General features: G+C 41.3%; 11 protein-coding genes. 9 read left to right on the top strand and 2 right to left on the bottom strand.

Annotated elements, in window-relative coordinates; genetic code table 11:
* Window positions 1–197: 197 nt before the first annotated feature.
* Window positions 198–1,286, bottom strand: a complete 1,089-nt coding sequence (locus N1I80_RS17520) for a glycosyltransferase family 2 protein (protein WP_340739123.1) — start codon at window positions 1,284–1,286, stop codon at window positions 198–200.
* 334 nt (window positions 1,287–1,620) lie between these two features.
* On the opposite strand from N1I80_RS17520, the gene N1I80_RS17515 reads away from it, so the two are divergent.
* From N1I80_RS17515 to N1I80_RS17505, 3 genes are all read left to right on the top strand, one after another.
* Window positions 1,621–2,607: a hypothetical protein gene (locus tag N1I80_RS17515; protein WP_340739122.1), complete on the top strand. Its 987-nt coding sequence runs from the start codon at window positions 1,621–1,623 to the stop codon at window positions 2,605–2,607.
* A 66-nt stretch (window positions 2,608–2,673) separates the two neighbouring features.
* On the top strand, window positions 2,674–3,102 hold the full coding sequence (locus N1I80_RS17510) for a hypothetical protein (RefSeq protein ID WP_340739121.1): 429 nt from the start codon (window positions 2,674–2,676) through the stop codon (window positions 3,100–3,102).
* 110 nt (window positions 3,103–3,212) lie between these two features.
* Window positions 3,213–5,486: an S-layer homology domain-containing protein gene (locus N1I80_RS17505; RefSeq protein WP_340739120.1), complete on the top strand. Its 2,274-nt coding sequence runs from the start codon at window positions 3,213–3,215 to the stop codon at window positions 5,484–5,486.
* Window positions 5,487–6,258: 772 nt separating this feature from the next.
* On the opposite strand, the gene N1I80_RS17500 is transcribed toward N1I80_RS17505, so the two are convergent.
* Window positions 6,259–8,286 carry an S-layer homology domain-containing protein gene (locus tag N1I80_RS17500; protein ID WP_340739119.1) on the bottom strand — a complete coding sequence of 676 codons (2,028 nt, stop codon included), beginning with the start codon at window positions 8,284–8,286 and terminating at the stop codon, window positions 6,259–6,261.
* Between the two features lie 234 nt (window positions 8,287–8,520).
* Between N1I80_RS17500 and N1I80_RS17495 the strand changes: the two genes are divergently transcribed.
* From N1I80_RS17495 to rbsD, 6 genes are all read left to right on the top strand, one after another.
* Complete coding sequence (locus tag N1I80_RS17495; protein ID WP_340739118.1) at window positions 8,521–9,987, top strand: O-antigen ligase family protein; 1,467 nt, start codon at window positions 8,521–8,523, stop codon at window positions 9,985–9,987.
* Between the two features lie 263 nt (window positions 9,988–10,250).
* Window positions 10,251–12,383, top strand: coding sequence for an S-layer homology domain-containing protein (locus N1I80_RS17490; protein WP_340739117.1), 2,133 nt, complete (start codon window positions 10,251–10,253; stop codon window positions 12,381–12,383).
* Window positions 12,384–12,578: 195 nt separating this feature from the next.
* Complete coding sequence (locus N1I80_RS17485; protein ID WP_340739116.1) at window positions 12,579–13,724, top strand: polysaccharide pyruvyl transferase family protein; 1,146 nt, start codon at window positions 12,579–12,581, stop codon at window positions 13,722–13,724.
* Between the two features lie 251 nt (window positions 13,725–13,975).
* Entirely contained in the window at window positions 13,976–14,959 is a 984-nt protein-coding gene (locus N1I80_RS17480; RefSeq protein WP_340739115.1) for a LacI family DNA-binding transcriptional regulator, read from the top strand.
* Window positions 14,956–15,840 (top strand): ribokinase, encoded by an 885-nt coding sequence (rbsK, locus tag N1I80_RS17475; protein ID WP_340739114.1) that lies wholly within the window; start codon window positions 14,956–14,958, stop codon window positions 15,838–15,840. The genes N1I80_RS17480 and rbsK overlap by 4 nt, the downstream gene beginning before the upstream one ends.
* Entirely contained in the window at window positions 15,837–16,226 is a 390-nt protein-coding gene (gene rbsD, locus N1I80_RS17470; protein WP_340739113.1) for a D-ribose pyranase, read from the top strand. Before rbsK ends, rbsD begins: the two co-directional genes overlap by 4 nt.
* The last annotated feature ends 9 nt before the right edge of the window (window positions 16,227–16,235 follow it).

Raw genomic sequence — 16,235 nt, 5'->3', positions numbered from 1 at the left:
GTGACGGGCAATCAACTACTTGTCTTAGAAATAATTAAATGAAATATGACAAGGTATTAGAATTTATGATGTAGGAAATAGCGGAATACAATCATATATAAATGCCGAATACAACAGCTATTAATTAACTGAAAGAACATATCGAACCGTATGAAGGAACCTAACGAGGTGGGCCATCAGTTAGCATTTTGGCGGATTCATATCGACTTAATATTTACCTTCTTCAATATATCCTCCAAATACTTTTTATTACCTACGATCCTGTCGTCCATTGGTTTATACTTCCGGGCTAACTCGTTATGATGATAGGCTTTATCATATTGCTTCAATCGATCATAGAGGACACATAATTGAAGATGAGGTACCCAAGTAGAAAATGCGATGTTTTGAAAACTTAGATGTTGGTCCACTTCATAAAGCAACGCTTGATGATACCAGTGAATAGCAGCTTCATTTTTACCTTGCTCCATAAAGTAATAACCGAGTCGACAACAGGTTTCGGGCCGTGGAACATCATAGATAAGGGTTTGTAAGGTTGCGTGCAATGCACTTTCTTTATCATTTAATTCGAAATAACAATTGGCAAGCTTCAAGCATGCTCGAATTTCATCTTCAATCCAGCCTAACTTTGAATCTAGAAACTTCTTATAATAATTGCTGGCTTCTTCAAAAAGACTATGATCCATTAATTCATTGGCATAATAGAATGTATCTCGTGGGGAAAGTGTCTCTCCTGAATCAATCAACTTGCGATAAATTCTAAGATTACGCTCGCGATCATGGCTTAAAGGGGAGTGGGTGACAGCGGCATCACCATCAACTAGATTTCCTGACACAGAAAGAAACTCATGTACTACTCCAATCCACTGAAAATTCTTTTCTCTTTTAACTAAGCGATATCTTCTCAATAGAGAAGTTACATTTCCCTCCTCATCAAAACTTAAATGGTAGTTCAATGAAACGGCATCGGTTGAAGGAGACAATGACTGTTTCAGCGATGTGAACTTCTCCTGATCTTCCTTTGTAAAGATATCGTCAGCATCCAGCCAAAGAATGTAGTCCTTCGTAGCTTGTTGAAATGAAAAATTGCGTGCTGCTGCAAAATCATCAATCCACTGAAAATCAACAACGCGGTCCGTATAGTTTTTCACAATGTCTTTTGTGCGGTCACTGGACCCCGTATCTACAATAATAATCTCATCTACTAGCCTGCTAACTGACTCTAAGCACCTTCCAATGACCTTTTCTTCATTTTTAACAATCATGCATAAACTTATCGTTATCATTTTCATCCCTCCGAACATTCTCACTATATATATGCAGAAAGACAAAGTGTGCTAGCGCAGATGTTGTCAATGGAATTAGCGGCAGTATGATGGATATTTCTATGCCATTTATAATTAAATAGCCAACTGTGGATGAATAAAATGGTCTTATTTACACCCGGACTACTATCCAAGACGAGAAAATGGACATTGTTTTTACCTTAATGTAATAATCCAACTACGATTACTGACTTTTTTTCTAAAAGGAACTAAACAATTTTACTATTATGCCGAAACTCAGATAAGATAGATATATGTATGTAAAGGCAATAAAATATAGAAAAGAGGTGGACATGTGTTTGTTTCTGCATTAAATAATGAACGATCATTTTCGATGCAAGTCCGTGATGCAGGTAGTACATCAGATGACGCGTGGCGAAAAGTATGGGGCAAGGAAGCAGCGGCCATCAATCCTTTGGCAGCTGTCAATCACGGACGTAATAACTTAATTCTTGAATCGATTCGTACGAATGATTGGTCTGATTATCATAACTTTCAGGCGAAACAGCATCCTGCTTGGTACGATAAGATTAATGGTGAATTTAAACAGAACAAGATGTATTATGGAAATTTGATCGATGGACAACACCGTTCATTAAAAGAGGCCATTCAGTCGGGCGATCAAACGGAAATCGTGAAACGACAAGGGCGTTTAGATGAGCTGATTGCAGATTTTAAAAAAGCTCCGGGTGAAGTGCCGCATATTACTGCATTTATTACGGACCCGGCACTTGCAGCAAAGCATGGAATCGGCAAGCCAGCGAATGCTTGGTATAATTCACCTTATAACAATGCCATCGCTGCTTCACAAGGTAAATTTGAAGAGCAATATTGGTACGATAATCCGTATTTTGCTGACCATCCAAAGGAATTGACGTTTGCGATGGAAGCGGTACAGGAATTGCGACCGGCAATAGCTAAACTAGCTGCTGAGATTAATAAAGGTGCTTATGAGCGTAATATTGCATCAACTTCCTATACAGCAAGAGCTGTGCAATCTATTGCAGCAACTGTCATCGAAGAGACTGTAAAAGAAGCTGAAAAGGACATGGCATATACACCAAAAGAAAGCGTAGTAGCAGCAGCCCAACAAGCAATTGAAGCAGCCGTCAGTGATGCGATTGCACAGCAAGCCAATCAGATTGTTCAGCAGTTTAGTACGGCAACGCTTGTCGAACAATTATTTAAGCAAAGAGAGCAATTGGGAGCGACAGCAGCGCATAGCTTGTTGTTCGACCAACTTGATCAAAATGCTGAAAAACGAACGAACCAAAAAGTGTGAGCCTTGCAGCTCGCACTTTTTTTTGTTAGGATAAAACAGATTTCAAATGAAGGAGGAGGACCTAATATGAAAAAGTCAGCATTGTTCGTCGCAGTGTTAGGAACAGCTCTTTTACTTGGAGCCTGTGGGGAGTCAGCTAGCAAGGATGAACCCGAAAAGGAAGCCGAAAAGGAAGAAGTGAAGCAAGAAGAAGTTGAAAATCACCTTGAACAGCAAGGTGTCGTTGATAAGTCAGACACGGCAAAATCGGACGATAACTTGGAAGAGTTATTTGCCGAAGAAGAAGGCGTTTCTTCGGTCAATATTATCGTGACAGAGGATAGCGGTGGATTTGTCTTGGTCGACTTCGAAGTCGTAGCGGATATGGAAAAGGAACGGGCAGAAGAATTGGCGAATCAATTTGCTAAAGCGTCAAAAGAAAATTATCCAGACCTTCAAATCGATGTACAAGCCCGCAAAAGTGGAGAAACCTTTGCTGGGAAAACAATAGAGTAACGAGTGGGTCTCCTAGTAAATGGGAGGCCTTTTCGATATTTTTTTATGGTATTATAGAAAGATAACTGTACAAATTAAGTAAGATAAGCAAGCAAGGGGGAAATCAATACATGTTTCGCAATAGAAAAATGAAGGGCTCACTGAAAATTGGTTTAGTAGCCGTTGTTCTTTCAGTGTTTAGTTTTGGTATCATGAGTATGAGTGTCCAGGCGAATCCGATAAATCAAAGCTTTACAGACGTACATAATGAATTTTGGGCAAAAGATGAAGTGACACAACTTGTCGATTTGGGCGTTATTAACGGTTACCCGGACAAGCAGTTCAGACCTGGTTTAGAAGTATCACGAGCGCAGGCAGCTAATTTGATGACCAATGCCTTGCAGTTGCCGTATACAGCTTACAAACCGATTTATAAAGATGTGAATGCGAAATCATCCCATGCGAAAGGTGTTATTGCGACAACGGATGCAGGGATTTTTACAGGGAATCCGGATGGTACATTCGGTGTTGGTGATGTGCTGACGCGTGAGCAAATGGCAACGGCTATTGTTCGGGCTTTCAAGTTACAAGATACAGGAGAAGAAATTCATTTTAAAGATGATGCAGAAATTAGTGAAGAGCATAAGTACGGCGTGAAAGTACTTGCACAACATGATATTACAAGTGGGAAAGAAGACGGGACGTTCGATCCAAAAGGGGCTGTGAATCGTGCCTCGTTCGTGGTCTTTATGCATCGTGCGATGATTCTGACCGAGATGATTGACCAATTACCAGCGACGGTTTTCATTCCGCCTACGACATTTGGGCAGTATGAGCCAATTCGCTATGAACAGCAGTTTGTAGAAGTACCGATTTCAACAGCTGCTAAAACTTATCTACGGTCGAATTATACAATGCAATTTGCAGGAGAGAAAACGGTGCAACATTCGCATGCCAAAGATATTGTCTATACGTATAGTGTGGTCGGTTTGTCACCTGCAAAGGTAACGTTAACGAAGAGAGAACTGCCGAATGGCGACTATTTTTTATTTACTGAACTAAGAAACCCTCAGCGTATGCCGATTACGGTTGATATCATTCAGACGGAGGTTGGTTTGGAGAAAGTCGTTCTCCATGAATATAGCCGATTCCCAATCAAAAAAAATGTCGATGAGACGTTTGGCTTTGACATTACAACGTATCCAACAGGAATCTTAGAGAAAATAGATGTTAACGGTAAAACAGCCCAACGAATGATTGGAAAGGCGTACCGTTCAGCAGAGTTATACCAGAAATATCCGACAGGTGCAGAAAGTCACACTAGGGAATTGTTGCTGGAAAACGAAGCATTTAGTGGTGCGCGACTTGGGGAAACACAGCTGTCGATTTACCGATTGCAGTCAAGAGGTTTTGACGTAGTCGATCAGTGGCTGCTGTCTTCGGCGGAACGATTATTTGAAGATCGAAAGCATTTGGATGCGTGGATGTTAGAGTCAGCAGTGAATTATAAAAAACGCAATAAGTGGTATACAGCACAAGGCCCATATAATAAAATGGCGACAACTGTTGAGCCAATGCCGAAGTCGGGAAGAGGGTATGGTCGCAACCTGTTACTTGTGAAAGAGGACAGAGTTATGGCGCTTTATTCGCAAACGAATCAACGGTATTATGAAAGCCTATTGTATAATTCGTTTGCCAATCTAGATATTTTTAGAGGAGAAGCGACGTATTGGGAAACGGAAGTGACGAGTACGTACTTGAAAACCTTGTATGATATGACGGCGCCGTTTGTCGATACAAGGTTTAACGAGCAGATTGCTTTGTTTTTGTATAATAGTGGGAAAGTATTTAATCATACGGATTATAATGTTGGATTGAAAAACTACGCTAACTTACTTGTGTCACAGAAGGAAAAAGGAAATATCATCCAAGTAGATAGTGAGTCCTATTATATATCGGACTATTTCCCATTAGCACAAGAGGTGAAGACGCATACGTCCATGAACCATTTACTCGGTGGGATGAACATTTTGCTGAAGGCGTATCAAGAATTTAATGATCCAGTGTACTTGAATACGGCGATTAGTATTCAGACAGCGATTGAAAAAGACAAGGCGAAGTGGATCCGTCCAGATGGTGACATTTGGTATAAGATTTCACCTGAATATGAATTTATCGGACGCGATTATGTCCACTTGACTTTGGAGGATTTAATTAATGCCTATGAATTATGGTCTGAGATTGACCCGGCGAGACTTCCGATATTTGAAGAAATGATCTATTCAAAAGCCGATTATTTGAATCAAAACGCTTTAGGTTATACGACGAAGATTAAGAACGGTCTTGAACGTATTGGTCTGTTAGATTTACTGCCAGCAGGTTCTGAGCATACAGACGCTTTGTGAAATAGTAATGCCCCTTACGGTTGTTGTAAGGGGCATTTTTGATGGGATTATTGTGTGAAGGGGGTAATTACCCTTAGAGTTCTGAAGTTTGCGGCTTTCCCCTTAGAGTTCCGCGATTTACCTTGACAGTTTGCATTTACTCTTAGAGTATCAGAACTTACGCTGACAGTTTCCGGCTTTACCCTTAGAGTTCCGCGATTTACACTGCCAGTTTGCATTTACTCTTAGAGTATCAGAACTTGCGCTGACAGTTTCGAGCTTTACCCTTAGAGTTCCGCGATTTACACTGCCAGTTTGCATTTACTCTTAGAGTATCAGAACTTACCCTGACAGTTTCGGGCTTTACCCTTAGAGTTCCGCGATTTACACTGACAGTTTGCATTTACTCTTAGAGTATTGGAACTTACGCTGACAGTTTCGGGCTTTACCCTTAGAGTTCCACGATTTACACTGCCAGTTTGCATTTACTCTTAGAGTATTGGAACTTACGCTGACAGTTTCGAGCTTTACCCTTAGAGTTCCGCGATTTACACTGACAGTTTGCATTTACCCTTAGAGTATCAGAACTTACGCTGACAGTTTCCGGCTTTACCCTTAGAGTTCCGCGATTTACACTGCCAGTTTGCATTTACTCTTAGAGTATCGGAACTTACGCTGACAGTTTCGAGCTTTACCCTTAGAGTTCCGCGATTTGCACTGACAGTTCCACATTACCCTTAAAAAAACTTCACCAAAGAAAAATCCCGCCACATTATGTGACGGGAAAATTTCCTTAATGACTACTCGTTACACGCTCAACGAGGTCTGCGCGAATCCAGCCGTAATCTGATGGGGGATTAGCGTCTGACAGCACTTTGTACCATAATTCACCATCGCTGCCGATGGTTTCTTCAACGATGACTAAAGGATAGCCGAATGTAGCGTTATAGCCAGGATCCTTCTGTTTGTATGAAAACAGTTTTTCGCTTAATGGATCTGGGCTTGTCCGCACATTGACGCCAACGGGACCAGTGTAAATAATACGTCCGAGATTGGCTTGTTTGTAGTCGCGTTGACCTAGAAACGAATCGATGCGCCACATATGTCCGGCAACTTTCGCACCCCAGTTAGGATCTGAAGCATACTTCACGTTGAAGCCGACTGCTTTATTCCCAGGGGCGGCTCCGTTAGCATGTGCGCCTAGTGGATTTGCATAATTGAGATTGATATAGCGTGTGATGAATGCATCAATACTGTTGATGGGATGCAAATAGATTGCTCCTGATTCTGGAGTTGAATCAAACACTTGGATACCAAAAATATTATTTTTCGTCTGGGCATTGCCACTCATGCCATAATCACTTTCATGAATAGCTGTCGCGAGAATGAACATTGCATTGACACGATGTGTTTCCTCAATTGTCTTCAAATAGTCACCAAGGCCGATAAGTTTTGACTGGGTAGTCGCGCTCTGGTAACGGGCAATACCTGTATTTTCACGGTCCTTCAAAATCTCGTAAATATACCGATCAAGCTCTACACTACTATAAGAAGTAGGTTGACGAATAGATTGGAATTGAAAGTATGGGTAGTGAATGATTGTATTTGTTGTTCCCATTTCATCAAAATGAACGCCGTCAAAGCTCGTATACTTTTTGCCAACTTGCATGGCTGAAGGGGCTTGTCCAATGTAATAGACCCCACGAATTTTTGCTAATTGCTCATACGTATTATGGTACAATAGGCCATCTTGACCTACCTCATAAAAGTCATAGCCTGTCACAAGTTCTGTTGGAATCAGATTGACTTCACTCGTCTTGGCATAGAAAGTAGCGCCTGCTACCTCTACAATGACATGATCAGGACTACTGCCGATATATTTCATTTCACGGCCTTTTTGAATATAGGTTACTTCAGTGCGTAAGGCGGCATCACTATAAAGTGTCGTCACTTGTCTTGGATTTTCAGCGCCAAAAGCACGCCCGTCTTTCATATTTATCACTTTGTTGTTTTTGACAATTGCCTGAACAGATGAAGATGCATTGTAAGCAGCCAATGCATCTTCATAAGTTTTGTATATAGCAGAAGTTGGATTTAATTGTCCATTTGAGATGGTACTTACTTTATAGACTTCCGGGTCGACGCCTGGAGCACTTGGTTCGACAGGTTTACTCGGTTCGTTCGGTTCGCTTGACACAGTCGGCTTTAACACATCAGCTGCCGCAAACATTCTGAAAAGAAATGCTGACGCATGTGCGATGGTTGCGTTATCCTTAGGATTGAAATAGACACCGTCTTTACGATGATCTCCGCGAATAATATTCAAATTGACAGAGGCAGACACAGCATCGACAAAGTTTGCTGTAATCTTGTTGGCATCTTTGAATTTGAACACGGTTGTATCCGCAGGGAGCTCCATATAACGAAGGGCTTTGTACATCATTGCCGCCATATGTTGGCGTGTAATTTTGTCATTGGCCTTGAACGTACTATCGGGATAGCCGGACAAAATTCCAGCACCCGCAGCATTTTGGATTTCAATGGTCAGGCTTGCGTTGGCTTTTAAATCTTTAAATGTGTATTTTGTAGAAGTCGGTAACTCTAGTGCACGTGCGATATAGGAGGCAAACTCCCCACGTGTAACCGCCTTGTTGGGATTGAACTTCCCTTTGGCATCCGCTTGGATAACCCCTTTAGCAATCCAATAATTTAGCTCAGTTTCCATTTGGTGTCCGTCAACATCACTTGCAAATACTTCTGTTTGGAAGAGTGGAGAAAACAAAAGTAGTGTGAGTAACGTAAAAGTAACTAGTTTTTTCAAACTTAATCCTCCCTATTCATTGTTCTTCCATAGTAGCAGAATTTCAGTAGAATAATAAGGTCCAATTGGCTCGTCATAAAAATGAAACCAAAGGATGCACCACAACGTCATATAAAATGCTATAATTACGAGGGACTTTGTTCGAAATTTAATTTGAATCAGTAAATGTTTTGTACTGAAAGCGAAGTATCACCTATTATCATGCGAGCAGTCGTAGAAAGGGTTAATTGGTTAATGACAATTATAAAAGAGAAATTAAAAGAAAAAGATACATTGTATTTCATAGTAGCACTAGCGGTGATGGGTATTGCATTATTCCTTCCAACGTCGATTGCTCTTATCCTCAGTTCGTTATTTTTTGCACTATTCGCCTTTTTGAGGCCGCAACAAAGCTTGTTGTTCCTTGTAGTGTATGTCAGTATTCGCCCATTTCTATTAGAAGTGAATACGGGACTTAAACTCATCGGGGATCTGATCACACTTGTTGCCTTTGCAAAACTAGTGCTATCGAGTGGGAGAGAGTGGAAGTCTTTGTTCACATTCAAATGGTTTGAGTGGACGTTCTTTGCCTTCCTGCTATTTGGCTCTATTATCGGGCTTACACAAGGTGTACTCATTTCTTCCGTTATTTTCCAAATTAGAACGTTTGTCATTATGTATTTGCTCTATTACATCGTGTCACGGATGTTTGTATCAGAAAATTGGCTGAAGCAGTTTGCATGGGTGACGGTGTGGACAAGTTTGATTTTATCGCTTCATGGATTGGTTGAAAAGCTATCTATGAGAACGCTGTTGTTGCCAGATGCTTGGAAATATAAGACGTTATCTGCAACGAACGCTGTAAGAATTTATGGATTAACGGGTAATCCAAACTCGCTAGGCTTACTGTTGTTATTCGGAATAATTGCTATCCTATTTCTTCAATACATCTATAAATCAGAGAAATATAAATGGTTTTTGATGATTAACCTTGTATTATTCCTTGGTACATTTATCATGACTTACTCACGTGGTACTTGGATTTCGGCAGCTGTTTTCGGAGCTGTCTTCATCGTGTCAACAAAGAACTGGAAGATGCTCAAACGCCTTGCGCTCGCAGGTGTTGCTTCACTTATACTGGTTTATTACCCAGTGAACTTAGGTGTGAAGCTCTTTGCCGAATATGGATTCAAAACGCAATCTATTGTACCACCAGGTGGTATCGCTGAGCGTTTCAATGAAACATTTGACGAAAAAAACTTAGCACTTATGAGCGAAAGTGGTCGCTTTTTCTACATCGAAAAAGGATTTGAAGTATTTAAGGATAACCCCGTGACAGGTACTGGATTTGGTTCGTATGGTGGATCGGCTACGTTGTCCTACGGGTCCCCTATTTATAAATACTATGGAATTCGTTCGGATATTTACGGTGGAAAGTATTTCTACTCAGATAACCAATACATTCAAGTCATTGCTGAAACGGGAGCAATTGGTGTAGTCTTGTTTACTGCATTCCTCCTCACGATGCTTGGTATGTTTTGGAAAGAACGCAAGACTACTTTTGGTAAATTTATGATTGCTTTTTGGCTAGCAACAGGATTCTCCGGTTTCTACTATAATATTTGGGAATTGAAGTTGTATACTATGTTCTTCTTCCTAATTTTTGGGGCATTTGCCTCGCAGACCAATCAATATGTTAAGTTAAAAATGAAAGATTTGTGAACAGAACCATTCAGGGGGGAAAGAATACCCTCTGAATGGTTTTTTTTCCTTCTTATAGATTATGGTAATCTGTCGAATCCTCTGGTAAGCTGTATATTCATAGGAAGGGAGAGTGGCGCTTTATCACTAGTAAAGTAGCTTCAATTAAACGTTTTAGTAAACAACTTGCACTAACAGCAGTAGCAGCCTCACTGATATGGACTGCACCGGGAAACACATTAGCAAAAGAGACTCCGGTAAAAAGTTATCCAGTGTCATCGGGCGTGACATACTCACAATATGCCAATTCGACAACCAATTACATAAACCATCTAGCGGTTAACTTAGGAGATCCTTATACGAAATTGGCAGTTGGTTTACCGTCACCTATTGCCAAAACAGCAACGACAACAGCTCAAGCGAATCGAGATTCAAGGGATGAAAATCGAGTGGTAGGTGCAGTGAACGCTTCGTTTTTCGATATGAAAAGTGGCTTGCCAATGTATTTAATCTCGCAAGGCAATGACATTGTCAACGGAGGCGTTATTTCCAGCTCATCTAGCTATTATGTGAGTCAGCCGATTGCCTTTGGTGTAACAAAAGATGGACTAGCTGAAATCGATACGTTTAAATTAGGCGTACAGATCGGCTACAAAGGTCAAAACTATCAAATTACAGGATTGAATCGTGAGCGTCAGAACGACGAAACGATTATTTTTACCCCGCAATACAATAGTAAAAATACTAATTCCAATGAATTTGGGATTGAAGTCGTCATTGATACAGGTCAGCCGATTACGAATACACAGTATGGTCAACAGCTGACAGGGAAAGTTGTGAAAGTACGGGGCTACGGATCAAAAGAGAAATTGGAAATTCCACAAACAGGATTCGTCCTTTCTGTTCACGGTGCAAAAGGGTTAGAACGCTTTAAAGGCATGAATGTTGGGGATGATGTTTCCCTTTCTTTATCCATCGACGATAAATGGATGGATTCTCAATTTATGTTGGCGAGTGGTCCGATGTTAGTAAAAGACGGCAAGCGAAATATTACGATGAACACATCCAATTGGCGTGCCAGTACGCCAACAGCACGGACAGCAATTGCCATTAGTAAAGATAAGAAGCAAGTGCATTTAGTTACTGTAGATAATGTCAGCGGCTATAGTAAAGGAATGACATTGACGCAGTTTGCTAATTATTTGGTGGCACAGGGTTATGATCGTGCTATCAATTTTGACGGTGGTGGTTCAACGGCTATGGGCGTACGAAATTACGGGAGCAACACCGTAGTATTGGCAAACCGGACAACAGCCGCAGAGCGGAGAGTATCTGCGATTATTGAAGCGATTAGTACGGCACCTGTTAGTGAGCCGGCACATTTGAACGTATCGCGTAATCAAGTGGGCACGATGTTGGTAGGTGCAACAACTTCGTTGAACATCAACCATGTGCTTGATGCTTACTATAATCCGTTAAAAGTGGATGCTAGCCAGCTAGTAACTACTTCAGAGAATGGCAATTTATCTGCTAATGGACTAGCCTACAGCGCACTTACAGCTGGTGAAGATCGCGTGACTGTACAATACGGCAATGCGAAACAAAGCTTCCCTGTGACAATTGTTGACGAACCAGCGAAGTTGACAATTTCACCATCTACAACGAAAGTGAAGCCAGGTGCTACAGTCGCATTTAAAGCGAATGCAACGGATGCACAAGGGAAACCAATTATTTATTCACCAGAGCAGGTTAAGTGGAGTGTGACAGGTGATATCGGAACAATCACACAGTCTGGTAGTTTCAAAGCTGCCAATAAATCTGGAAAAGGTACTGTTACTGTGACATTAGGAACGAAAACGGCTAGTATTCCTATCTCATTATCGGATGGAACACCTGCATTTACGGATATTCCTGCTAACTATGCCTACTATACAGAGATTAGTTATTTGAAGGATCTCGGCTATATTCAAGGGGATCTGGACGGCAAATTCAACCCAGGTAACACATTGTCTCGCGAGCATGCGGCAGTTATTTTGAGTCGAGTATTCAATTTGAATACAGCTGCAGCGGGTGGACAGAAATTTACAGATGTCCCAACAACGCATCGTTATTTTAATGAAATCAATGCGATTGCAAGTGCTAATTTAGTAGGTGGTAAAGGGGACGGAACATTCGATCCAGCTGGCCAGTTGACACGTGCACAAATGGCGGCCATTCTCGTCAAAGCATACAATTTGTCAGGTGAGTCAACGAAGAAATTCAACGATGTCCCATCCAGCCATTGGGCGTATAAGCAAATTCATATTTTGGCACAGAACGGTGTGACGACAGGTAACGAAAAAGGTAATTTCGATCCAAATAAACCAGTTAATCGTGCGCAATTTAGTGCATTCTTGTATCGTAGTATTAATCAGTAATATAGATGGAACCCGTCATTCGTGATGGGTTCCATTTTTATAAGGTGGCACGGCTATAGAGGGAGCCTTTTGAACTATTTGCTCCTTTGCATTGTTTGTATAAGTTCTGCAAAGAGCGTAGAAATTATACATACTGAACTCTCCGTAGTTCGCTATGCTATAATAAAGCTATCATGCAGTAAAGGAAGTTGGCCAATGAAAATCGGTATTGTCGGCAATTATGGGAATGATAATAATGGAGATGAAGCGATTTTGCTAAGTCTCGTTAAGCAGGTCACGTCGACCTTCAATATAAGTAGTGAACAGCTCACAGTTTTTAGTAATAACCCTGACCAGACAGCGAAACGCTATGGTGTCAGTAGTTTTCCTCTTTACTATAAAAATGGGAATGCGGTCAAAACATTTTTCAAAACGTACCGTCTCAATAAAGAAGTCGTGAAGACATTCGATTTGCTGATTATTGGCGGTGGCGGTATTTTAATGGACTTGTATCGGAGAGAAGCCCCGTTGTATGGTTCGTATGCTATGATGGCTAAAAATTCGAATATACCTTATGTCATTTATGGCTGTGGAGCAGGCCCGCTGCTATCAGGGTTGGGTAAATGGTTCATTCGCTATATGTGTAAACACGCGGAAAGTATTTCAGTACGTGATCCCGAATCAGCAGACTTGTTACAAGCGATTGGTGTGAAAGAACAAGTGCAAATAATTGGCGATCCGGCATTCTCATTACGGAAAGTCGTGCAGGACAAAGCAACTGTCCCGACGAAAATTGGAATTACAGCAGTACCCTATTACAATGCAGGTTATTGGCCAGAAGGAAATACTGCCATCTATAATGATTATGTTGATGGTATGGCGAAAAACTTGGATAATCTTGCGGCGCAGCATGATGTGGAACTGACATTTTTTGCAACAAAGTTTCCACAGGATGCTGATGTAACGAAAGATATTGTCAAAAAAATGACGCACAAAGAGAAAACAACAATTATCGATGATAATCTCCTACCAGATAGGATTCTCGATATCACGGCACAGCAAGATGTGATAATTGGGACACGATTGCATTCATTGATTTTGGCAACTTGTACGGAAACGCCAATTATGGCGATTTCGTATCACCATAAAGTGAATGACTTCATGAAACTAGCGAACTTAGAGAAGTATGCGTTCCCGATTGGTGACATCCATCACCAGTCGACATTGTTTGTCGATGCATTCACTGACATGAAAGAAAACTGGTCAGCGACAATCGACGATACGAAAAATCTTTCGATCGAGCTATACGATGAAGCAATGAAGGGCACAAAACAGTTTACAGAAGCTATTAAGCATAAATAACTAATGAAAATCCGTCAAAGTGAACGCTACTTTGACGGATTTTCTATTGCTTAAAAGTATTTTTAGGTACATAAATTCCACTTCTACAGCACTTATAGGAGCATTCAAACGGCATAAAAGTGGAGTTCTTTGGGTGAATAAGGAAGTATATTGAAATACGATGTATATAGTGAAGGGCTATTGACAAGTAAATCTTTTTGTTGTTATAGTATGTGTAACCGGTTACACATACAGCGGAGAGGGTGCACTAATTGGCGAATATTCGAGATGTGGCAAAAAAAGCAGGCGTGTCAGTCGCGACTATTTCACGCTATTTGAACAAGAAGGGCTATGTTAGTAAAGAGGCCAAAGAAGTCATTGAGCAAGCCATTAAGGACTTAAATTATAAACCAAACCAAGTGGCGCGCTCTTTAAGTACGAAGCAAACGAAGTTTATTGGCTTAATTGTACCTGATATTATGAATCCATTTTTCCCGGAGCTTGCGCGTGCAGTAGAAGATGTCGCATTGATGTATGGCTATACAGTTGTGCTGTGCAATTCAGATAGGAAGGCTGAAAAAGAAATTCATTATATCGAAACATTGAAGCAGAAATATGTGGCGGGTTTTATTGTCACGACCAATCAATTGCAAGCGAGTCATTATCAGGACTTAGATCTACCGATTGTTGCGTTGGACCGTACAATTCATACATCGATTCCAACGGTGTCATCGAACAATAAAGAAGGGGCACGCATGGGAACAACTTATTTACTAGAACAAGGTTGTCGAAATATCGTTTGTCTGCGTGGACCCGAGGGACTTGGGCCGGCGGATGATCGGCTAGCTGGCTTTCTAGAGGCAGTTAAAGAGAAAAATATAACAACGCATATTATAGAATGTCCTTTCCATTTTGAGCAGTCGGAGAAAATTGCACAGGAATTTCTATCAGATACAAAAGGGATTGACGGCGTTTTTGCGAGTAGTGATGTGTCGGCAGCAGGTGTATTGAAGGCGGCGCATACACTAGGAATAGCAGTGCCAGATGATTTACAAGTTGTTGGATTTGACGGCATTACACTCGGTGGTATGTTGACGCCAGGGTTAACGACGGTAGCACAGGATGTTTATAAGATGGGCACACTTGCGACGCGGATGCTTATTAAATTAATAGAAGGTATTGAACTGGAAGATAAAGAAATTCAGGTTCCAGTTAAACTGGTTATTCGTGGGACAACGAGGAGTGAAGAAGGATGATTACAGTTATCGGTAGTATCAATATGGACTTAGTCGTCCAAACGGATGATTTTCCAAAACAAGGTGAAACAGTTTTAGGTCAACTTTATACGACTGTACCGGGAGGAAAAGGAGCCAATCAGGCGGTAGCGGCAGCTCGTCTTGGTGGGCAGGTGCAAATTGTAGCGAGTGTGGGAAATGATAGTTTTGGTAAGGAGCTTCTTGAAAATCTGCAGGCTAATGCCATCGACATTTCAGGCGTTCGACAAAGCTCGAAAGTGGCTTCTGGCATTGCGAATATCTTGTTGTCGGATGGAGATAACCGCATCATCGTTGTACCAGGAGCTAATTTTGAAATGACGCCCGCGTATATTGATGATATGGAGGATCAGATTCGCAGCAGTCAATTGGTTATTATGCAATTGGAAATTCCAGTTCCAACAATTTTACACACATTAGAGCTTTGTTCGAAACTACATATTCCTGTCTTGTTAAATCCAGCACCTGCTGGTGGCTATGACAAGGAATTCATGCGTTACACATCTTATTTAACACCGAATGAAACTGAATGTGAACAGATTTTTGGAACAGACATGAAAACGGCGTTAGAAAGCTATCCAAACCAATTAATCGTGACCCTTGGAAGTGCAGGTGCTCGTTATTATGACGGAGAAAAGCACATCATTGTTGAAGGCTTTAAGACAAAGGTCGTCGATACAACAGGAGCCGGCGATACGTTTAATGGAGCGTTTGCCTATGCAATTGTTGAAGGTTTTGACATGAAGGAAGCTGTTCAGTTTGCCAATGCTGCTGCATCGTTATCTGTTGAGAAATTTGGGGCGCAGGGCGGCATGCCGACGCGTGCGGCAGTGGATGCGCGACTTGGAAGTGACCAGCGGTGAAGAAAAAGGGGATTTTGAACCGTGAACTAGCAGCGACATTTGCCAGGCTTGGTCATACGGATCAGATAACCATTGCAGATTGTGGCTTGCCTATTCCAGATGGAGTCCGTTGTATTGATTTGTCTTATATCATTGGTAAACCATCCTTCCTTGAAATCCTAGGGGTTGTTTTGGACGATTTGGAAGTAGAAAGCGCTGTCATTGCAAGTGAAATGGTAAGTATGAATCCAATGATTTTCGATGAAATTCAGCATCAAGTCCCGCAAGTGACTGAATTACCGCATGAAGAATTCAAGCAATTGACAGGGCGTTCAAAAGTCATTATCCGGACAGGAGAGGCGACGCCTTACTCGAATATCATTTTACAGTCTGGCGTACTATTCTAAACTGAAGGT

Source organism: Sporosarcina sp. FSL K6-3457 (assembly GCF_038007285.1).
GTDB lineage: Bacteria > Bacillota > Bacilli > Bacillales_A > Planococcaceae > Sporosarcina.
Note: the sequence above shows the minus strand (reverse complement) of the source record. Positions and strands in the feature narration are given on the sequence as shown.

What these genes read in the sequence shown, in the direction of transcription:
- N1I80_RS17520 (WP_340739123.1), bottom strand. Translation starts at nt 1,286, where the DNA reads ATGATAACGATAAGTTTATGCATGATTGTTAAAAATGAAGAAAAGGTC.
- N1I80_RS17510 (WP_340739121.1), top strand. Translation starts at nt 2,674, where the DNA reads ATGAAAAAGTCAGCATTGTTCGTCGCAGTGTTAGGAACAGCTCTTTTA.
- N1I80_RS17505 (WP_340739120.1), top strand. Translation starts at nt 3,213, where the DNA reads ATGTTTCGCAATAGAAAAATGAAGGGCTCACTGAAAATTGGTTTAGTA.
- N1I80_RS17495 (WP_340739118.1), top strand. Translation starts at nt 8,521, where the DNA reads ATGACAATTATAAAAGAGAAATTAAAAGAAAAAGATACATTGTATTTC.
- N1I80_RS17485 (WP_340739116.1), top strand. Translation starts at nt 12,579, where the DNA reads ATGAAAATCGGTATTGTCGGCAATTATGGGAATGATAATAATGGAGAT.
- rbsK (WP_340739114.1), top strand. Translation starts at nt 14,956, where the DNA reads ATGATTACAGTTATCGGTAGTATCAATATGGACTTAGTCGTCCAAACG.